Raw genomic sequence first — 20,645 nt, 5'->3', positions numbered from 1 at the left:
AGACTGCGATGCATGAAGTGCAGATGCTGATTGGCGGCCAGTGGCGCGGCGCGCAAAGCGAGGCGACGTTCGAGCGAATCGATCCGGTGACCGGCGATGTGGCGACGCGCGCCCCGGCGGCTACGCTGGCCGACGCCGACGCGGCCGTCGATGCCGCGCAGGCCGCGTTCCCCGCGTGGGCGGCGCTCTCTCCGACGGCGCGCCGTCAGCGTCTGCTTGCCGCGGCCGAGCGCATGGACGCCCGTGCTGCGGAGTTCATCGCGATTGGCGCAGCCGAGACCGGTGCGATGGCGAACTGGTACGGCTTCAATGTCATGCTCGCTGCCAACATGCTGCGCGAAGCGGCGGCAATGACCACGCAGATCGACGGCAGCGTCATTCCTAGCGACGTGCCCGGCAGTCTCGCAATGGCCGTGCGTTCGCCGGTCGGTGTGGTGCTTGGCATCGCCCCGTGGAATGCGCCGGTGATTCTGGCGACGCGCGCACTCGCCATGCCGCTCGCGTGCGGCAATACCGTGGTACTCAAGGCGTCGGAACAATGTCCCGGCGTGCATGCCCTGATCGGTGCTTGCTTGCACGAAGCGGGGCTTGGCGACGGTGTCGTCAACGTCGTGACGAATGCACCTCAGGATGCGGGTGACATCGTGGCGCGTCTGATTGCGCATCCGGCAGTGCGCCGCGTGAACTTCACCGGCTCGACGCACGTCGGTCGCATCATCGCGCGTCTCGCGGCCGAGCATCTCAAGCCTGCGTTGCTGGAGTTGGGCGGCAAAGCACCCGTGCTGGTGCTGGACGATGCCGATCTCGATGCCGCCGTCGATGGCGTCGCTTTCGGTGCCTTCTTCAACCAGGGGCAGATCTGCATGTCGACCGAGCGCGTGATCGTCGATGCGCGTATTGCCGATGCGTTCGTGGAAAAGCTGACGGCGAAGGCCGCGAAGCTGCATGCCGGTTCGCCGACGTCGCCCGACAGCGTGCTCGGTGCGATGGTGAGCGCGCAGGCGGCGTCGCGTGTCGCGGCGTTGGTCGAGGATGCGCGTGAACACGGTGCGCGTCTGCCGCTCGGGTGCCGCGTCGACGGCGCAATCATGCAGGCGACGATTGTCGACGGCATCACCCCGGCGATGCGTCTGTATGGCGAGGAGTCGTTCGGTCCGGTGGTGACGATTCAGCGTGTGAGCGACGACGACGAGGCGGTGCGTGTCGCGAACGACAGCGAGTTCGGCCTGTCGGCGGCGATCTTCAGCCGCGATGTCTCCCGCGCGCTGCAACTGGCCAAACGTATCGAATCGGGCATCTGCCATATCAACGGCCCGACCGTGCACGACGAAGCGCAGATGCCGTTCGGTGGCGTGAAGGCGAGCGGTTACGGACGTTTCGGTAGTAAGGCCTCCATCGGCGAATTCACAGAGCTGCGCTGGATCACCGTGCAGACGTCACCGCGTCACTATCCGATCTGAACCCCGCAACGCGGGAGACGACAATGTCCCCGTGCACGAACGCCGCCCAGAGAATAAAAAGCGCGTCGTGCCGGGTGAATGCATGACCCAGCAGGAGACAGTGTGTTGAATCAAGGCAACAACATGGCCGGGCACCGCTACCGGCACGTCGCAATCGGCAATCCCGGTGTCGAAGTGCAGCGCGACGGCGAGTTCTGGTATCTGCGCTCGCGTGAGGCGCTGGGCGATTTTCCCGAGCGTCTGACCGACCGGCTCGTGTCGGGCGCCGCGAAGCATCCGACGCGATGGCTCGTTGCTCGCCGTGACGCACAGGGCGAGTGGGTCGGCATTACCTATGCGCAGATGTTGCTGCGCGTGCGCGCCATCGGACAGGCATTGCGCGACCGGGGGCTGTCGCCGGAGCGCCCCATCGCCATTCTGTCGGGCAACGATCTCGAACACTTTCAGCTCGCGCTGGGCGCGATGTACGCAGGCGTGCCGTTTGCTCCGATTTCGCCCGCGTACTCCATCGTGTCGACGGACTACGGCAAGCTGCGTCATACGCTGGGTCTGCTGAAGCCGGGCCTTGTGTATGCGAGCGACGTGACGGCTTACGGGCGTGCGATGGACGCTGTGCTGAGCGACGAGGTGATTCGCGTCACGGCACACGGCGATTCCCGCGCCATGTCGTTCGACACGCTCGTGGACGTGGTGCCACGCGACATCGACGCCGTGCACGCAAAGGTGAACGGCGATACCGTCGCCAAGATTCTGTTCACGTCGGGATCGACACGGCAGCCGAAGGCCGTGCCGACGACGCAGCGCATGCTTTGCAGCAACCAGCAGATGTTGCTGCAAACTTTCCCGACGTTCGGCGAGGCACCGCCCGTGCTCGTCGACTGGTTGCCGTGGAATCACACGTATGGCGGCAGTCACAACGTGGGCATCGCGCTCTACAACGGTGGCACGCTGTACATCGACGACGGCAAGCCCGTCGCTGGCAAGTTCGAGGAGACATTGCGCAATCTGCGCGAGATCTCTCCGACCGTCTACTTCAATGTGCCCAAGGGCTGGGAAGACCTGGCGATTGCGCTGGAGCGCGACGCGGCCCTGCGCGAGCGCTTCTTCGCTCGTGTGAATCTTTACTTCTTCGGCGGTGCGGGACTGTCACAAGCGGCGTGGGACCGTCTGGAGCGCGTGACCGAAACGCATTGCGGCGAGCGGATTCGTATCATGTCCGGTCTCGGGATGACAGAGACGTCGCCGAGTTGCATGTTCACCACGGGGCCGGTCATGCGCGCGGGCTACATCGGTCTGCCCGCACCGGGGTGCGAGGTGAAGCTGGCGCCCGTGGGCGGCAAGCTCGAAGTGCGCTTTCGCGGCCCGAACGTCATGGCGGGGTACTGGCGTCACGAAGCGTCGGACCCGGTGTTCGACGAAGAGGGCTACTACTGCACGGGTGACGCCGCGACTTTCGTCGATACGCAAGACCCCGAAGCCGGTCTTCAGTTCGACGGCCGCATCACCGAGGATTTCAAGCTCAGCTCGGGCACCTTCGTCAGCGTCGGACCGCTGCGGGCGCGCGTGATCTCCGAAGGTGCGCCCTACGTGCAGGACGCCGTGATCACCGGCATCAATCGCGACGATATCGGTCTGATGATCTTCCCGCGCGTGGACGATTGTCGCCGGTTGAGCGGTCTGCCGAAGGATGCGTCGCTGGCCGACGTGCTGGCATCCACGCCGGTGCGCGAGATGTTCGCGTCGCTCCTCACTCGGCTCAATGCCAGCGCGAGCGGCAGCGCCACGAGCGTTGCCCGTCTGCTGCTGCTCGACACGCCGCCGTCGCTCGACCGGGGCGAGGTAACGGACAAAGGCTCGATCAATCAGCGCGCGGTGCAGGACCATCGATCCGCAACGGTCGAATCGCTGCACGCCGCCACCGCAGGCGACCCGCGCGTGATCTTTGCGCCCGCACGTCGATAGGACGCTGTCATGCATCCACCGCAATTGCGCAGCGCGGCCGAGGACATCGCGTTCGTGCTGGAGACGCTCGGGGTGGGCGAAGCGCTGATGCGCCTCGCACCGTTCCAGGAATTCGATACCGCCACGCTCGTGCAGATCGTCGACGAGGCGGCTCGCTTCTCGCGAGAGGTGCTTGCCCCACTGAACGCTGTCGGCGACCGCGAGGGTTGCACGTGGCGCGACGGCGAGGTGAGCACGCCTGTCGGGTTCGCCGACGCTTATCGTCAGTATCGCGACGCAGGATGGCCATCGTTGCCATGCGATCCGTCTCTGGGCGGGCAAGGACTACCGCTTGTCGCGCAGATTGCCGTGCAAGAACTGACGGCGGGCGCGAATCTCGCCTGGACGATGTATCCCGGCATTCTGCACGGGGCGTACGAGTGCGTGCATCGCTTCGGCAGCGCGGCGTTGCGCGACGCCTGGCTCGCGCCGCTGGTCAGCGGCGAGTGGCTGGCGACGATGTGTCTGACGGAGCCGGGCGCGGGTAGCGATCTGGGGCAGATTCGTACGCGCGCGGTCTGGACTGACGAGCGACAGGAGACCGTGCGTGTCACGGGAGAGAAGATCTTCATCTCCGGCGGTGAGCAAGATCTGACGCAGAACATCGTGCATCTGGTGCTGGCGCGCACACCTGATGCGCCCGCAGGCAGCGCCGGTTTGTCGCTCTTTCTGGTACCGAAGATTCTCGCGAACGCCGAGCGCAACGAGGTGCGCTGCACCGGCATCGAACACAAGATGGGGATTCGCGGCAGCGCGACCTGTTCGATGGCGTTCGAAGGTGCGACGGGGTATCTCGTCGGCGAAGCGCACCGTGGTCTGGAAGCGATGTTCGCGATGATGAACTCGGCACGTTTGCATGTCGGTGCGTCGGCGGTGGGGCTGGCGCAAGGCGCTTACGAGATGTCGGTGCGTCATGCGCACGAGCGTGTCCAGTCGCGCGTGCCGGGCGCGGACGCGGGAACGCCGATTGCCGCACATCCAGCCGTCTGGCGTCTGCTCGAAGGTCAGCGTGTCGGTGTGGAGGGCGCGCGCTTGTTGTTGTATCGCGCCGCACTCGCCATCGACGAAGCCCATCACGCGCCCACACTGGCTATGCGCGCCGATGCCGATGCACTGGTGGCGCTGCTCACGCCCGTCGTCAAAGCCACCGCGACGGCGCAGGCATTCGCTGGCAGTAGCGACGCGTTGCAAGTCTTCGGCGGTTATGGCTACGTCGAAGAGACAGGCATCTCGCAGTTCGTGCGCGATGCGCGCATTCCGATGATCTACGAGGGCACCAACGAAATCCAGGCCATCGACTTGTTGATGCGCAAGATCGTCAAAGACGACGGCGTGACGCTGTCGCGTTGGCTGGCGTGGGGGCAGGCGATGGTACGAGAGGCGAGGGCGCTGGAACGAATGAGCGGCTTCGACGATGCACTTCACGGCTTCAATACGTGGACCGACCTGATGCCCTTGCTCATCGCAGTGGCGCGCGCGACGCCTCGTGCCGCGCTGTGCGTCGCCGGGGAAGTCATGCAGGCGGTTCACGGCTTGTCGATGGCGGGGCTTTGGGCGCAGGCATCGCTGGCGGAGGCCGCGTCGGGCACTCCTTCCGACACCAAACGCCGTGCCGCACGCTATTGGCTGAAGTTCGAACTGCCGCAGACGCACCGCGCCATGGCGATCGTTGCGTCGCAGATTCACGATCCGGAGACCGCCGAATGAACCTCGACAATCTCGTCGCCATCGACACACACGTGCACGCGGAGGTGTCCTGCTGTCAGCCGCCGGACCTGTTCGGCAAGGCGTTCGACGACGCCGCCGACAAGTATTTCGGCACGGTGCTCAAGCAGAATCGCCGCCCCACGATTCCAGAGACCATCGCGCATTACCGCGAGCGCAATATCGGCTTTGTGATGTTCACCGTCGACTGCGAGGCGAACATCGGCCGACGCCGTATTCCGAACGAGGAGATCGCGGGCTTTGCACAGGAGAACGCCGACATCATGATCGCGTTCGCGAGCATCGATCCGCATAAGGGCCAGATGGGCGTGCGTGAGGCGCGTCGGCTAGTGGAGGAATTCGGTGTGCGCGGGTTCAAGTTCCATCCGACGATGCAGGGCTTCTTCGCCAACGACCGCATGGCGTACCCGATGTACGAACTCATCGCCGAGCACAAACTCACGGCGGTGTTCCACAGCGGGCATTCGGGGATCGGCTCGGGCATGCCGGGCGGCGGCGGCTTGCGGCTCAAGTACTCGGAGCCGATTCACCTCGACGACGTGGCGACCGACTTCCCGGATATGAACATCGTGATCGCGCATCCGTCGTGGCCGTGGCAATCGCAGGCGCTCTCCATCGCGCTGCACAAGCCGAACGTCTACATCGATCTGTCGGGATGGTCGCCCAAGTACTTCTCGCCCGAACTGATTCAGTACGCGAATTCGCTGCTGCGCGAGAAGATGTTGTTCGGCTCGGATTTCCCGCTCATTGCGCCGGACCGCTGGCTGAAGGACTTCGAGACCGCGGGCTTTCGCGACGAGGTCAAACCGTTGCTGCTCAAGGACAACGCCGTGCGTATGCTCGGGCTGGCGGCCGCGTCGGATGCAATGGCCACCGTCGTAGCGTGAGCCGGGATGTCGTCAGCGCAACCCCGGCATCCCGTAACGCACGCGCGCGGCTTCGCGCATGGCGCTGATGAGCGTCTGCTCGGGCGGCGTCGGCACCGTGTCGTTGCGCCACAGAATGCCGATGGACTCCTCGGTGCCTTTCGTCGCGAAGGGCAGCGCGCACAGTGCGCCGTCGGCGAGGTCGTCCTGCACGGTGATCTCCGAGGCGATCCAGACGACGTCGTCACGCAAAGTCATCGCGCGGGCGAGCGACATCGAGAGCAGTTCGGAATAGTCGTCGAGCGTGCCGACGCCATGCGCACGCAGAAAGCTGTCCGCCGTGTGACGCAGGATCGTGCCGTGCGGCGGCAGGATCACGTGGTGGTGGGCGATGTCCGCCATCGACACGCTGCGCTGCTGCGCCAGTGGATGCTCGGGACGCACGACGACGCAAAGCGGCGTGGCGCACAGATGTTCGAACGTGAGTCCTGCCATGCCTTCGGGGTCGGACATCCGCCCCAGCGCCAACGTGACCTGACCGGACTTCAGTTGCGTGAGGAGTTGCTGGTTGGCGCCGGTATGCACCTGCACGACGATGCCCGGCCATTCGCGCCGGAACGCTTCGAGCACGCCAGGCATCATCGCGGCCGCGAGCGTGGGCAGCACGGCGATCTCGATCACGCCGCCGGTCTGGCCGACGGCACGCGACAACACGTCGATGCCCTGACGCAGCGCACTGACGCTCGCGCCCGCATGGCGCAAGAACAGCTCCGCCTGTGCCGTGGGTCGGGCCCCGTTGCGCCCCCGGTCGAACAGGCGCACACCCAGCAGCCCTTCGAGCTCGGCAATGGTCTTGCTGACGGCGGGCTGGGTAATGGACAGCGCTTCCGCTGCGCGCTGCAAGCTGCCGTGCTGGGCGACGGCCAGCAGGCATTGCAGATGACGCAGCTTGATGCGTCCGTCGAGTAGGTGTCTTTCCATGCCGGAAAGTTATGAAAAGCCTAAGAAAATGTCAATAAATATATCCGTTGATTATGGATATAGTGTCGAAAACAAGCTGGCGACCGGCCAATGTGCCTGCCAGATCAGTCAACATAAAATGGAGTGAGACCATGTCGAAGACGACAACCGTCCTGCGCCCCCGCGACTGGGATTCGCATCCCAAGCTCATCGACAGCGGGTACAAGTCCACGGCGCTGCGCGGCCCCAAACAATTGCTCGTACCGGTCAAGCAGAACCTGGCCGACCTGCGCTCGCCGGTCTATGGCAACGGCATCATCGGTGCGCTCGACAACGACCTCACACGTAACGCGGTGCGAAACGGCGAGCCGTTGGGCGAGCGCATGATCGTCACGGGCCGCGTGCTCGACGAAGGCGGGCGTCCGGTGCCGAACACGCTCGTGGAGTTGTGGCAGGCAAACGCGTGTGGGCGCTACGTCCACAAGGTCGACCAGCACGACGCGCCGCTCGACCCGAACTTCCTCGGTGCCGGGCGCGCCATGACCGACGCCGAAGGCCGCTACAAATTCCTGACGATCAAGCCGGGCGCGTATCCGTGGAAGAACCACCACAACGCGTGGCGTCCCCAGCATCTGCACTTCTCGGTGTTCGGCCATTACTTTGCGACCCGTCTGGTCACGCAGATGTACTTTCCGGGCGATCCGCTGCTCGCCTACGACCCGATCTTCGAGGCGACGCCGGCGCATGCCCGCGACCGCCTGATCGCGCGCTTCTCGCTGGACATCACCGAGCCGGAGTACGCACTGGGTTACGAATTCGACATCGTCCTGCGCGGTGCCGACCAAACGCCGATGGAGTCCTGAGCCATGTCCACTACTCCCGAATTCAAGCAAACGCCGTCGCAGACCGTCGGCCCGTACTTCGCTTATGGCCTGTCGCCGGAACAGTACCTGTACGACTTCAAGAGCGCCTTTACGCCCGTGGTCGCGACCGAGCGCGCAGAAGGTGAGCACATCCGTCTGATCGGGCAGGTGCTCGACGGTGCGGGCAATCCGGTCAACGACGCCCTCATCGAAATCGTGCAGGCGGACGCCCATGGCCGCTACGTCGAAACCGCCGAAGACATCGAACGCACTGGCTTCGCAGGCGCGGCCCGTTGCGGCACGGGCACAGACGCCGAGAACCGCTTCATCATCGAGACGGTCAAGCCTGGCGCGGCCGCGCGGGGCGACGCACCGCGCATCGACGTGATTCTCACGATGCGGGGCTTGCTCAATCACCTGTTTACGCGTATCTATTTCGACGATGAGGCAGCGGCCAATGCGGCTGACCCCGTGCTGCAACAAGTGCCGGCCGAGCGCCGTCACACGCTGATTGCGCGTCGTGAGGTGAACGGCGGGCGTGTGTCGTACCGGTTCGACATTCGCATGCAGGGCGACGAGGAGACGGTGTTCCTCGACCTCTGACGTCTGTCATGTCACGCTGAATCTGGCGCGGCTTCGGGCTGCCGGCATGCGAATGCCGGCAGCCCGTGGCCGTATCCGCATTGTTGCAACGCATCGAATTCTCTGATGACGGAACTGCTTGACTCTCTACTGCGCGGCGCTGCCGTGTCGGCGCGATTCTCCCGCGACGCCACGCTGCAGGGCATGCTCGACTTCGAAGTGGCGCTCGCTGTCGCCGAAGCCGAAGTCGGCCTGATCCCGGCCGCCGCCGTCGCGCCGATCACTGCGGCCGCCCGTGCGGGCGATCTCGACTGGATGGCGTTGCGCGACGCCGCCGCCTGCGCGGGTAACCTCGCCATTCCGCTGGTCAAGCAACTGACGGCGCGCGTGAAGACGCACGACGCCGATGCCGCCCGCTTTGTCCATTGGGGCGCGACCAGTCAGGACGCCATCGATACCGGTCTCATCCTGCAAGTGCGCGGTGCGCTCGACGACCTCGGTGCGGATCTCGATGCGCTAGTCGCTACGCTCGCCGAGCAGGTCAGGCAACATCGCGCGACGGTCATGATCGGCCGTACGTGGCTTCAGCACGCGTTGCCGATCACCTTCGGACTGAAACTTGCCGGTACGCTCGACGTTTTGTTGCGCGCGCGTGACGACCTCGCCAGCGTGCGCGAACAGGTGCTTTGCGTGCAGTTCGGCGGCGCAGCGGGCACGCTGGCGTCGCTTGGCACGCAAGGCCCGGCGGTCGCGGCGGCGCTCTCACGTCATCTCGGTCTGTCCGAAGGCGCGACGCCTTGGCATGGCCAGCGCGATCGCATCGTGAGAGTGGGAAGCTGGGCGGCGACGCTGACCGGCTCGCTAGGCAAGTTTGCGCGCGACACGGCGCTGCTGACGCAAACGGAAGTCGGCGAGATCGCCGAAGCCTCCGGCGCGGGGCGGGGCGGCTCATCCACCATGCCGCACAAGCGCAACCCGGTCGGCTGTGCGGCTATCCTTGCAGCGGCCGCGCGCACGCCGCAACTTGTCGCGACGTTGTTCTCGGCCATGCAGCAGGACCACGAGCGCGGGCTGGGCACCTGGCACGCCGAGTGGGAAACGCTGCCCGAGCTGCTCATGCTTTGCGGTGGCGCGCTGGCGACGGCGCGCGCCCTCGTGAGCGACTGGACGGTCGACACCGCACGCATGCGCGCCAATCTCGACGTCACGCACGGGCTCATCATGGCCGAGGCCGTGACGATGGCGCTGGGCGAATCGATGGGACGGCTCGAAGCACATCGTCGCGTGGAAGCACGCTGCCGCGACGCGCTCGCGCAGCACCGTCACCTGCTCGACGTCCTGCGCGAAGACACCGAGATCACCCGCGTGCTGTCCGTCGAGGCGCTCGAACGCCTGACGGACCCACAGCACTATCTTGGCGCTGCCGATACGTTCGTGAGTCAGGTGCTTGCGCTCGCGGACGCGGCGGTGCCGTCAACCCAACACGGCAGGACATCCAAATGAACGATCAGGAACGCTACGACAACGGCATGCAAGTGCGACGCGGTGTGCTCGGGGACGCGCACGTCGACCGCACGCTCACGCGCCGTAACGACTTCAACGACGACTTTCAGAACTTCATCACGCGCTTCGCCTGGGGCGATATCTGGACGCGCCCGGGACTGACGCGCCACATGCGCAGCATGATCACGCTGTCGCTGCTCATCGCGCTCAATCGCGGCGACGAATTCCGCATGCACGTGCGCGCGGCGTTCAATAATGGCGTGACGCGCGAGGAGATGAAGGAACTGTTCATGCACGCTGCGCTGTACGCCGGGCTGCCCGCCGCCAATCAGGCGATTCACGATGCCGAGAAGGTCTTCGCAGAGATGGAAGCCGCCGAGCCGGGATCGACCACGCGCGTGCGCAATGTGGATGACGAGAAGACCGCCTGAGGAGACGAAGCAAATGACGGTAGAACGTCTGATCGACGTGGGCGACGCCCAGTTGCGCATCGCCATCGATGGCGACGACCACGCACCTGCGCTGGTGCTGTCTAACTCGCTGGGCACGACGCTCGACATGTGGGCGCCGCAAGTGCCCGCGCTCGCGCGCGAGTTCCGTGTGATTCGTTATGACACGCGCGGGCATGGTGGCTCGTCCGTCACGCCGGGACCGTACGTCATCGACCAGTTGGGGCGCGATGTCGTCGCGTTGCTCGACGCGCTGGACATCGGGCGTGCGAGCCTCGCGGGTGTGTCGATGGGCGGCATGACGGGCATGTGGCTGGGCATTCACGCGCCGCAGCGCCTGAATCGTCTCGCCATCGTCTGCTCGTCGGCGCACATCGGTGCGCAGGACGTTTGGAACGGCCGCATTCGCGCTGTGCAGGCCGACGGCATGAGCGCCGTGACGGACGCCGTGGTCTCGCGCTGGTTCACGCCCGAGTTCGCCGAGCGCGAGGCCGCGACCGTCGAGCGTATGAAGGCGATGTTCCGCTCGCTCACCCCCGCCGGGTATGCAGCCGCTTGCGCGGCGGTGCGCGACATGAATCAGTTGGACGAGATCGCCGCGATCACTGCGCCGACGCTGGTCATTACCGGCTCGGGCGATCTGGCGACGCCGCCTGCGATGTCCACGGCGATGGTCGAGCGCATTCCGGGGGCGAAGCAGGTCATCGTGCCAGGCGCACACCTCTCGAACATCGAGTGTGCACCGGCGGTCACCGAGGCGTTGCTGAGCTTCCTGCGCGCGTGATTATTCGGTGATGGCAGCGACGAGATCCGATGCAAGATCGGATTCGTCGCCCAGATGCGCGTGTTGCGCCGTTCGTCGGAAGGCCGACGGCGTGACGCCGACGTGCCGCTTGAACACGCGGCAGAAGTAGGCAGGATCCTGAAACCCCAGTTCGTAGGCGACATGGGAGACCGGTGCGGGAATGTAGATCAGCTTGCGCCGTGCCTCCAGCATCAGCCGGTCCTGCACCAGATCGAAAGCCGATTTTCCTGAGATGCGACGACAAAGACGGTTGAGCTTGCTCTCCGTCACATGCAGTCGCTCCGCGTATGCCGGGACGGCCCACGCCTCGGTGTAGTGCGCCTCCACCAGCGCCCGAAAGCGCGCGAACAGATCCAGTTCGGTACGCCCCGTGCGCGTGGCCGAATCGTGATGCGCATGCAGACGGGCGAGCAACAACAGAACGCTGCGCGTGAGCCATCCGACCATCTCCGCGTGCCCGAGTTGCGGGCGCGAGAACTCGTCCATGATGAGGCCCAGCAGCGTGTAGAGACGGTCGCGTGTCTGCGGCACATCGGCCAGCGGGAATAGCCACGGTTTTCGCAGCAGCGACGCCATATCGGCATCCGCCCCGAGGGCGGCATCGAACGGCACGCTCTGCGCCATCGTGAGCACGAAGCCGTGTGCCCCGCGTGAGAAACGGAAGTTGTGCACGGCCGACGGGTGCACCGTGATGACGGCCGGGCCTTCGACTTCCCACGTCGCGTCGTCGACGTTCGCTTCCACCGTGCCCTCGAAAATCGCGAGCACCTGAAACAACCCCAGATGGCGATGCGTATCGATATGCCAGTCGTAAAGGCGGCTACGTGTCTCGATCCATTCGATATGGACGAAGTCGCCGCTGTCGGTTTCCGTCAACTCGCCATACAAGGAGAATTCCGGAATCGTCTCGCGCGCCGCGCGCAGCCGGGATGACGCGCCTGACATACTGGTTTTCCCTTGGTCGAAGTTGTCAAAAAAGTACAAGAAAGTCGTCGATTCATCCATTCAACGCGACGTGCGCGCTCCATAAGATATGACGCATTCGCCCCTCGTGACAAGGCATCAAAATGACTTCGGACATGCTCGTTTACGCGCAGTCCTAAGTTGGGGCGGTTGGCGTGAAGCATCCAAGAAATGCAATCCGCCGACAGGCAGTTTTCCTGTCACGAGATGTCCGGCGCAGGTGCGCCGGACGCGGGCGGTGCAATGAAAGGAGACAACTTATGCGCACCCATTACCCTGTCGTCATCGTCGGTGCCGGCCCTGCCGGTCTACTGCTGTCCCATCTGCTGCATTTGCAAGGCATTGAGTCCATCGTGCTCGAATCGCGCTCGCGTGAAGCCGTCGAATCGACCATTCGTGCCGGAGTGCTGGAGCAGGGCACGATGGATATCCTGAACGAGACCGGCGTGGGTGAGCGCATGCGTCGCGAAGGCGCGGTGCACCACGGTGTCGAGCTGGCGTTCGGCGGGCAGCGTCACCGCATTGCACTCACGGAGCTGACTGGCCGTGCGATCACCGTCTATGCGCAGCACGAGGTCATCAAGGATCTGATTGCGGCACGAGAAGCGGCGCAGGGCGAGATTCTGTTCGACGTGTCCGACGTCTCGGTGCACGACATCGATAGCACACAACCGAGCGTGCAGTTCACGGTGGATGGTCAGTCGCGTCGACTCACGTGCGACTTCATCGCAGGCTGCGACGGCTTTCACGGCGTCTGCCGCCCGGCCATGCCTGCGTCGGTGCGCAAGGAGTACCAGCGCGTGTATCCGTTCGGCTGGTTTGGCGTACTGGTGGAGGCCCCGCCGTCATCGGACGAACTGATCTATGCCGCGCACGACCGTGGCTTCGCGCTGATCAGCACGCGCTCGCCCACGGTGCAGCGCATGTACTTCCAATGCGATCCGAACGAACGCGCGCAGGAGTGGAGCGACGCGCGCATCTGGGAAGAACTGCATGCGCGTACCGAGAGCGACGATGGCTGGCGTCTCAAGGAAGGGCCAATCTTCCAGAAGAACGTGGTTGCAATGCGCAGCTTCGTGGCGACGCCGATGCAGTACGGGCGTTTGTTCCTGGCGGGCGACGCGGCCCACATCGTGCCGCCGACCGGCGCGAAGGGGATGAATCTGGCGGTGGCGGACGTGTGGCGTCTGGCGCGTGCGCTCGACGACTTCTTTCATCGCGACAGTGAAACCGCACTGCAAGGCTATTCCGAGGCGGCGCTCAAGCGCATCTGGCGCGCGGAGCATTTCTCGTACTGGATGACGCGCATGCTGCACCGGATCGACGATGCCACGCCGTTCGAACAGCAGATGCAGCGCTCGGAGCTGGAGTACGTGGTCAGCTCGCGCGCCGCGTCGCTCATGCTGGCGGAGAATTACGTCGGGTTGCCGCTGGCCTGAGCGTTACGGGTGTCAGGTCATCCATAACTGCCGGTTATGGATGGCTTGACGAAAGATCATTTCGGTAGGCAAGGTAAGGACGTACATTAGCGGCAGAAATCTGCTTCGCTGCAATGCCGCATGAAGACGGCGGGCAGCCACTGGGCCGGACACCCCTAGCATTGTTATGCTCACCCCCTCGACATCCGGGGGCGCACCGCCGGTGACGATTTCAAAAAAAAATAATGGAATGAACAACGGGGCGGCATCGCCCCGAGGAGACAGCGTCATGAATCAACCGCGCACGGTGGACGTGCCCGCCTACATCAATGCACAGCGATTTTCCGGCTATCAGTGGCTGGTGCTGATTCTGTGTTTCTTCATCGTGGCCATCGACGGATTCGACACGGCGGCCATCGGTTACATCGCGCCGTCGCTGGTGCAGCAGTGGCACATCGACAAGGGTTCGCTCGGTCCGGTGCTCTCGGCGGCGCTCTTCGGTCTGGCGGGTGGCGCGATCTTCGCCGGGCCGCTCGCCGACAAGGTCGGTCGCAAGACGATGCTCGTGCTGTCGGTGGTGTTCTTCGGGGTCGCCAGTCTCGCGACGGCGTTCGCGCAGGATCTCCAGACGTTGACCGTGCTGCGCTTTCTCACGGGTCTCGGTCTGGGCGCGGCCATGCCCAACGCCGTGACGCTGATTTCCGAGTACGCGCCGCAGGCGCGCCGTGCGGTGATCGTCAACACTATGTTCTGCGGCTTCCCACTGGGCGCATCGCTTGGCGGATTCGTCGCTTCCTGGCTGATTCCGCACTTCGGATGGCATAGCGTGCTGGTGCTCGGTGGCGTACTGCCGCTAGTGCTGTCGGTGCTGCTGATCGTTTGCCTGCCGGAGTCGGTGAAGTTCCTTGTGGTGAAGCAGAAGCCGGTGGAGCGTGTGCGCCGCATCTTGTCGCGCATTTCCGGCGAATCGCTCGATGACGTTGGCGCATTCACCGTGGTGGAAGCCGCACCGAAGCGCGCCGGGTCGGCGATGGGCGTGGTGCTGTCGAAGCAATACGGTTTCGGATCGCTGATGCTGTGGGTCACCTACTTCATGGGGCTGGTGATCTTCTATCTGCTCACGAGCTGGATGCCGATTCTGTTCAAGGATGCGGGCTTCACCATCGAGCGCGCTGCGCTGATCACGGCATTGTTCCCGCTCGGCGGGGGCATCGGCACGATCCTGTCGGGTTGGCTGATGGACAAGTTCAACGCGCAGAAGGTCGTGGCTGCGGGCTATGCGCTGACCGCTGTGCTGGTCTACGCCGTCGGACAGGCAATCGGCAACATCGGCATGCTGGTGACGCTGATCTTCCTCGCGGGCACGGCAATGAACGGTGCGCAATCGTCCATGCCGTCGCTGGCGGCGATGTTTTACCCGACGAACGGTCGTGCGACTGGGGTCGCCTGGATGCTCGGCATCGGCCGCTTCGGAGGCATTGCCGGGGCCTTGCTCGGTGCAGAGTTGGTGCGTCGTCACCTGGGCTTTTCGGCTACGTTCTCGTTGCTGGCGATTCCGGCTGTGATTGCGACCGTCGCGTTGCTCGCCAAGAACGCATGGGAACGTTCGAGCGGCAACCGACCGGTACAGAACGCCAGCGAGGCACGCAACTCGGCCGCGATGCACTGACGTGCGAAGCGTATGCGGTTCATCGATTGACCGTAGCAGTGGCTGTAGCGACGCGGCGCCTTGTGCGCCGCGTTTTTTATAGGCCGCTTATTTTTGCTTGGATAGTGCCTCGATCATCGCCATTGCAGCAGCCGGGTTGCGTTCCTTGAAGCCGCTGATGACATACAGAAAGACTTCGCGATGTTTAGCCTTCGGCGGGGCTTTGGCTACCGTGTCGAGATCGTCGGGAACGCCGCCGTTCGCGAACGTGGTCGCGCGCTCGATCCATTGCGCCATGGCTTTGGGGGCGTAGCCGAGTTTGTAGCGTTCCTCGGTGCCCATCAGGCGTGCATAGACGAAGGGTGCGGTGACGTCGGCGATGCACGGGAATTTGGCATCGCCGGCGAGCACGATGGCCATCTTGTACTTGCGTGCGAGCGCGACGAACTCGGGCACGTCGAAGGTCTCGTGGCGGACCTCAAGGGCATGGCGAATCGTGTGCCCGTTCGCGGACGTGGGCAACAGGCTCAGGAAATGCTCGAAGTCTTCGGCGTCGAACTGTTTCGTCGGCGCGAACTGCCAGTTCACCGGACCGAGCTTCCTGCCGAGTTCCAGCACACCGCTGTCGAAGAAACGCGCCACGGATTCGCCAGCTTCGCCCAGCACGCGCCGGTGCGTGGCATAGCGCGACGCCTTGACCGAGAACACGAAATCGTCCGGCGTTTCGTCGAACCAGTGGCGAAATGTTGCGGGCTTTTGCGAGCCGTAGAAGGTGCTGTTGATTTCGATGGACGTGAGGTGACGGCTCGCGTATTCGAGTTCGCGTCGCTTGGGCCACTTCTCGGGATAGAACGTGTCTTGCCACGGCGCGAAGTTCCAGCCACCGACGCCGATGCGAATGCGCGTGTCGGGGACTTTGGACGGCGTTGTTGCGTAGGACGAAGCTTTGGTGGAGCGGGTCGTCGCCATCGGGTAGAGGCGCACGCGCCGGTGCGCATTCGGTGGGAGGAAGCCCCGATGGTGAATCAACGGCCGGGCGCGCGTCAATGGTGTCGACGTGCGCCCGGTGACGCTCAGCGACGCTCAGCGATGCTTACCCACGTTTGCGTCCGAGGTGCAGCATGCGCTCGCGCACTTCCTCTTCCGAGCGCCAGTGTTCGGCCGGTTTGACGAGGTCGCTACGGCTGATGATGCCGATCAGCTCGCGCGAGGTGGCGTCGCTCACCACCGGCAGACGCTCCAGATGGTGCGCCGCGAAGCGGGCCGACACGATGCGTCCGGTTTCGGACGGCAGGGCGACGAGTGGCGGATTCACGCCGTATAGCTGGCCCAGCGTTTGCAGACCCTGTTCCTGTGCCCGCGTGAGCGCCTGACGGTCGATCATGCCCAGCACGGCACGTGAGGCGTCGATCACCGGATAAGCGCGGTGACGTTGCGTCGCCCCAAAGGCGCGTTGCGCCGCTTCGTCGATGGTCATGTCGGCGACAAGTGCTTGCGGCTCACGCGTCATCAACTCGCCGACGTGAAGACGTTCTAGCGGATCGACGCCATATTCACGGTGAATGTGACGTCCGCGCCGCGCAATCTTCTCCGTCATGATCGAGCGCGGCATGATCCAGATGGTCACGCCATACGACACGCCACAGGTCAGCAGCAACGGCAGCAGGGCATTGACGTCGTGTGTGAGGCCCAACGCGAAGACAATGGCCGTGAGCGGGGTACCGAGCACGCCCGCGAGGGTGGCGGCCATACACACGAGCGCCCACAGGGTGATGTCGCCGCCAGGCAGAATCGGTGCGAGCAACGTGCCCAGACCGGCACCGATCATGAGCAGCGGGGCGAGCACGCCGCCGGAGGTGCACGAGCCGAGCGCAATCGCCCAGATCAGCGCCTTGACGAGTAGCAGCGCCGCTGCCGCATGCAGTGTGAAATGACCGGCGAGCAGGTCGGCGATCACGTCATACCCAACACCCAACGCGCGCGGTTCAAGATAGCCGCCGATGCCCACGGCGAGACCACCGATGGCTGGCCACCACATCCAGTGCAGGGGGAGCTTGTGGAAGGCGTCTTCGATGGCGTAAAGCGCGCGCGACATCCCGGCGGACAGCAGCCCGGCGCACACACCCGCGATCACGCACGACACCAGCGCACTCGGAGAGACGGCGGGCGTCGTCATGGGGAAGAGCGGTCCGGCTTCGAGCAGCAGCGGACGCGCAAAACCGGCGACGGCACAGGCCACGATCACCGGCAGCAGACTGCGCGGACGCCATTCGAACAGCAACAGTTCGACAGCAAGCAGCACGGCCGCGACCGGCGTGCCGAACACGGCCGTCATGCCCGCAGTGGCACCGGCTACGAGCAGCGTCTTGCGTTCGGCAGCGCTCAAGTGAAAGTACTGCGCGATGAGCGAGCCGATGGCCCCACCCGTCATGATGATCGGACCTTCCGCGCCGAACGGTCCGCCGCTGCCGATCACGATGCCCGACGACAGCGGTTTGAGCACGGCCACGCGCGGTGACATCTTGCTCTTACCAAAGAGAATCGCTTCGATCGCTTCCGGAATGCCGTGGCCGCGAATCTTCTCGCTGCCGAAGCGCGCCATTGCGCCCACGATCAGACCGCCGATGACCGGTAGCACGATCACCACGGCACCAAGCGTGTTGCCCGCAGGGGAGTGCGGGGCGAACGAGAGCGTCTGATAGAAAAAGAGGTTGGTGAAGCCCTGAATCAGATTCAGCAGCAACCAGGCGGCGGGCACACCGCACAAGCCGATAACGGCGGCCAGTGCGATGAGGCGGGGCAGTCCCGGCGCACGCGCGAAGTCGCGGGCGTGTTCCGGTAAGGCCATGGGCGCGAGCGGTGAGTGCTGGGCGTTCGACGCGTGCGTCGATTGAGAAGCCGATGCCATGACAGTCCTGGGAATTACAGATGAACGCCACGAATGTGGAAGATGTCCGCAAACGTGCTCAATTCGTTACGGTGCTGCGCGGCGAGATTCGCCAGGCACGCTTCGCCGCTAGGCGAGAGATGCACCTCGACCACGCGCCGGTCGCTTTCGTTCTGGCGTCGAGTTACGAGGCCAGCCTTTTCGCATCGGGCGACGAGGGCTACTACGCTGTGGTGCACCGCTTGCAGGCGCTCCGCCAATTCACTGATGGACGCCCATTCGCGTCCCGGGATACCTTTGACATGCAGCAACAACAGATATTGCTGCGGGGTGATGCCCCCTTCGCGTGCCGCCGTCTCGCTGAAATTGAGGAAGCGGCGCAGGCGATAGCGAAACTCGGAGAGCGCTTCGAAATCGCTCTTGGTCAGCGCGTCACCTGTGATCGGTGCGTTCGGCGGAGTCGGTGCAGTCATAAGTCGGCCGTCAGGGAAATGGGATGTTTCCGAAAAGCAAAAAATATATCACATTGCGATATATAGGTTCTGTCTTAGGGATAGCCGGGGTGACAATTCGCGGCTGATGCGTGCAGAATCGCGAAAAAACGAGACTCAGTAGTGACTGGAAACTCGATCCCCGCCAAGACGTAGCAGTGCCGGAATGCTGTTCACCGGGAACCGGCGACAGACGTCTTCCGAGCGGGCCGACCTCTGACAGGGAGGAGACATGGCTTCCACGGTCCGACGCCGCTGGCGTACGGGTACGTTGTTGTTGCTGTCGGTGGCACTTGGTTCGACCGTTGCCGCTTATCACTACGCTACCGGATTCGAGATCGGTGGCGGCGTCTTTCAGCAGATTGGCTTCGGACGTCAGGGCACGTCGTCCGGCCACGCCGCGCATGCGCGCGGTGCGCCGTCGCGCTGTTCCGGGAGCGATTGCCGGGACGACGGGGAGTCGCCTCCCCGCTGACGTTCGGCAAAGCACCGCCGCACCCCGTTGCAGGGTGCGGCTTTCCTACCTTGAGTTAGGGCCGCGTCAGAACGTATGACGCATGCCGATGGTCATGGCGTTTTGGGTCGCGTCGCGTCCCGGTGCGCCGCCCGTGATGCCCGGGTTATACATGTGCGTCGCGCGCAAATTGGCGAAGTACGTGTAGATGTCAGTGCGTTTGGACAGGAAGTAGTCCAGGCCTACGTTGAATTGCAGCAGACGACCCGTCGCCGGTGCGCCGACGAATGAATAGCGCGAGTGCAGCACTGCGCCGATCAGCTCAAGATTCGGCAGCACCCAGTAGTTGACACCGACGTCGAAGACATTCGTTGCGTTGTTGTTCGACCCTGCGGCCGCAAACGCGCCACTGCTTGCAGTGCTCGTAAACGTCGTGGCGAACGGGGCGGCGGTGCCGCCGAAGCGTGCGAGCGGCTGCAAAGTGCGCGACCACGATGCATAGACGCGCGCCTTATCCCACTTGTAGCTCGTGCCGACCATCCACGTGCGAATACATACCGCGCCTGCGTTGCCGTAGGCCGGATCGCAGCCTGCGCCGGATGACGCACCGACGTCGCTCGACGTGTTCGTGCTCGCCGTGCCTGTGCCCAGACGGGACTGCCAGTAGCCGAAGCCCACACCGAAACCACCGTACTTGTAGTTCGCGCCGAAGCCCAGCGATTGCCCCGTGGCCATCGACCCGGCGGTGCCGCCGAAGCCGTACGTCACGTTAGCGGTCAGCCCGCGGAAGTCCGGCGTGTCATAACGGATGGAGTTGTTGGCGCGATTGCCGCCAACACGGTCGAGGTTGTTGTCGTGCACACCGTTGATGAAGACGCCGAAGTTGTAGACGCTCGAATACCAGGTGGCGATCTCGTCGATGTAATCCTTGCGACGGCCGATTTGCACCGTCCCGTACGGGCTGGACAGGCCGACGACGGACGTGCGTCCGAGCGGCAGATTGCCCTGGCCGGACGTGCCGTTGGCTACTGAAAAGCCGCCCTCGAGAATGAACAGCGCCTTCAGGCCGCCGCCGAGATCTTCCGTCCCCTTCATGCCCCAGCGCGATTGCTGGAGATCGCCGCTGTCCACGCTGAAGCGGCTGCCCGTGGCGGTCCCGGTCGGCCCCGCGACTTTGCTGACATAGGTCACTCCGCTGTCGATCAGGCCGTAAAGCGTGACATTGGATTGCGCGAGCGCCGACGTGCTGAGCCCCGTCAGTACCATTCCCATCCCCATAACGGCCACGCGAGCGATTGGCCAGGCCTTGTGCTTCATATCCCCCCTCCGGGTGTTTGTGTGAAATTTGGCTTGTTACAAATGTTTTAATAATTAAAACAATGTTTTGAAAATTATCGAGTCGATGCTTCGAACACGTCAACCGTCGAGAAAAAAATTCGACAGACGGTAGGAGAGGGGATTGCCGATTTTTGTATTTCAATCACTAAAACATGCTTTGTGACATTGGTTTTTGCCGTGATTGCCAATGGGGCATTTGTCATCTCTTGCGTCGATGACAGATTCCTCAATT

The 20,645-nt window shown here is 64.0% G+C and carries 18 protein-coding genes; 12 read left to right on the top strand and 6 right to left on the bottom strand.

The genetic code is table 11. From position 1 onward, the window contains the following. Positions 1-8 precede the first annotated feature (8 nt). The 4 genes from NA29_RS18850 to NA29_RS18835 all read left to right on the top strand — a co-directional run bounded on the left by NA29_RS18850 (position 9) and on the right by NA29_RS18835 (position 6,073). A complete protein-coding gene (locus tag NA29_RS18850) occupies positions 9-1,460 on the top strand; it encodes an aldehyde dehydrogenase (RefSeq protein ID WP_039400464.1) in 1,452 nt (483 codons plus the stop codon). Positions 1,461-1,583: 123 nt separating this feature from the next. Then, the gene (locus NA29_RS18845) at positions 1,584-3,422 is read left to right on the top strand and encodes a feruloyl-CoA synthase (protein ID WP_224786900.1); all 1,839 of its coding nucleotides are present in this window, start codon (positions 1,584-1,586) and stop codon (positions 3,420-3,422) included. A gap of 9 nt (positions 3,423-3,431) precedes the next feature. After that, on the top strand, positions 3,432-5,168 hold the full coding sequence (locus tag NA29_RS18840; protein ID WP_039400459.1) for an acyl-CoA dehydrogenase family protein: 1,737 nt from the start codon (positions 3,432-3,434) through the stop codon (positions 5,166-5,168). Next, positions 5,165-6,073, top strand: a complete 909-nt coding sequence (locus NA29_RS18835; RefSeq protein WP_039400456.1) for an amidohydrolase family protein — start codon at positions 5,165-5,167, stop codon at positions 6,071-6,073. Before NA29_RS18840 ends, NA29_RS18835 begins: the two co-directional genes overlap by 4 nt. A gap of 12 nt (positions 6,074-6,085) precedes the next feature. Here NA29_RS18835 and pcaQ read toward each other — a convergent pair whose 3' ends face one another. Further along, positions 6,086-7,033, bottom strand: a complete 948-nt coding sequence (gene pcaQ / locus NA29_RS18830) for a pca operon transcription factor PcaQ (RefSeq protein ID WP_039400455.1) — start codon at positions 7,031-7,033, stop codon at positions 6,086-6,088. Positions 7,034-7,164: 131 nt separating this feature from the next. On the opposite strand from pcaQ, the gene pcaH reads away from it, so the two are divergent. The 5 genes from pcaH (at position 7,165) to pcaD (ending at position 11,193) form a co-directional block, all read left to right on the top strand. Further along, the gene (pcaH, locus tag NA29_RS18825) at positions 7,165-7,875 is read left to right on the top strand and encodes a protocatechuate 3,4-dioxygenase subunit beta (RefSeq protein ID WP_039400452.1); all 711 of its coding nucleotides are present in this window, start codon (positions 7,165-7,167) and stop codon (positions 7,873-7,875) included. 3 nt (positions 7,876-7,878) lie between these two features. Beyond that, entirely contained in the window at positions 7,879-8,478 is a 600-nt protein-coding gene (pcaG, locus tag NA29_RS18820; RefSeq protein ID WP_039400449.1) for a protocatechuate 3,4-dioxygenase subunit alpha, read from the top strand. Between the two features lie 105 nt (positions 8,479-8,583). Next, positions 8,584-9,960: a 3-carboxy-cis,cis-muconate cycloisomerase gene (locus NA29_RS18815; protein ID WP_039400446.1), complete on the top strand. Its 1,377-nt coding sequence runs from the start codon at positions 8,584-8,586 to the stop codon at positions 9,958-9,960. Further along, positions 9,957-10,391, top strand: coding sequence for a 4-carboxymuconolactone decarboxylase (pcaC, locus tag NA29_RS18810; RefSeq protein WP_039400443.1), 435 nt, complete (start codon positions 9,957-9,959; stop codon positions 10,389-10,391). The genes NA29_RS18815 and pcaC overlap by 4 nt, the downstream gene beginning before the upstream one ends. Positions 10,392-10,404: 13 nt before the next feature. Then, complete coding sequence (pcaD, locus tag NA29_RS18805) at positions 10,405-11,193, top strand: 3-oxoadipate enol-lactonase (RefSeq protein WP_052253056.1); 789 nt, start codon at positions 10,405-10,407, stop codon at positions 11,191-11,193. Here pcaD and NA29_RS18800 read toward each other — a convergent pair whose 3' ends face one another. Continuing rightward, positions 11,194-12,159 carry a helix-turn-helix domain-containing protein gene (locus NA29_RS18800; protein ID WP_052253310.1) on the bottom strand — a complete coding sequence of 322 codons (966 nt, stop codon included), beginning with the start codon at positions 12,157-12,159 and terminating at the stop codon, positions 11,194-11,196. It abuts the gene before it with no gap. Positions 12,160-12,437: 278 nt separating this feature from the next. Between NA29_RS18800 and pobA the strand changes: the two genes are divergently transcribed. Together pobA and NA29_RS18785 are read left to right on the top strand one after the other, a co-directional pair. Beyond that, the gene (gene pobA / locus NA29_RS18795; protein ID WP_039400440.1) at positions 12,438-13,616 is read left to right on the top strand and encodes a 4-hydroxybenzoate 3-monooxygenase; all 1,179 of its coding nucleotides are present in this window, start codon (positions 12,438-12,440) and stop codon (positions 13,614-13,616) included. 268 nt (positions 13,617-13,884) lie between these two features. Continuing rightward, positions 13,885-15,264 carry an MFS transporter gene (locus NA29_RS18785; protein ID WP_039400435.1) on the top strand — a complete coding sequence of 460 codons (1,380 nt, stop codon included), beginning with the start codon at positions 13,885-13,887 and terminating at the stop codon, positions 15,262-15,264. An 87-nt stretch (positions 15,265-15,351) separates the two neighbouring features. Here NA29_RS18785 and NA29_RS18780 read toward each other — a convergent pair whose 3' ends face one another. The 3 genes from NA29_RS18780 to NA29_RS18770 all read right to left on the bottom strand — a co-directional run bounded on the left by NA29_RS18780 (position 15,352) and on the right by NA29_RS18770 (position 18,603). Beyond that, the gene (locus NA29_RS18780; protein WP_039400433.1) at positions 15,352-16,212 is read right to left on the bottom strand and encodes a DUF72 domain-containing protein; all 861 of its coding nucleotides are present in this window, start codon (positions 16,210-16,212) and stop codon (positions 15,352-15,354) included. Between the two features lie 124 nt (positions 16,213-16,336). Further along, the gene (locus NA29_RS18775) at positions 16,337-18,091 is read right to left on the bottom strand and encodes a chloride channel protein (RefSeq protein WP_039403990.1); all 1,755 of its coding nucleotides are present in this window, start codon (positions 18,089-18,091) and stop codon (positions 16,337-16,339) included. A gap of 74 nt (positions 18,092-18,165) precedes the next feature. After that, positions 18,166-18,603, bottom strand: coding sequence for a MarR family winged helix-turn-helix transcriptional regulator (locus NA29_RS18770; protein ID WP_052253055.1), 438 nt, complete (start codon positions 18,601-18,603; stop codon positions 18,166-18,168). 250 nt (positions 18,604-18,853) lie between these two features. Here NA29_RS18770 and NA29_RS18765 point away from each other — a divergent pair, with 250 nt between their 5' ends. Next, positions 18,854-19,096 (top strand): hypothetical protein, encoded by a 243-nt coding sequence (locus NA29_RS18765; protein WP_039400430.1) that lies wholly within the window; start codon positions 18,854-18,856, stop codon positions 19,094-19,096. 66 nt (positions 19,097-19,162) lie between these two features. Here NA29_RS18765 and NA29_RS18760 read toward each other — a convergent pair whose 3' ends face one another. After that, positions 19,163-20,392 carry a porin gene (locus tag NA29_RS18760; protein WP_052253054.1) on the bottom strand — a complete coding sequence of 410 codons (1,230 nt, stop codon included), beginning with the start codon at positions 20,390-20,392 and terminating at the stop codon, positions 19,163-19,165. Positions 20,393-20,645: the final 253 nt, after the last annotated feature.

It is taken from the genome of Pandoraea sputorum, assembly GCF_000814845.2.
In the GTDB taxonomy this organism is placed as follows: domain Bacteria; phylum Pseudomonadota; class Gammaproteobacteria; order Burkholderiales; family Burkholderiaceae; genus Pandoraea; species Pandoraea sputorum.
The sequence above is the reverse complement of the archived record's forward strand: the minus strand, read 5'-3'. Positions and strand labels throughout refer to the sequence as shown.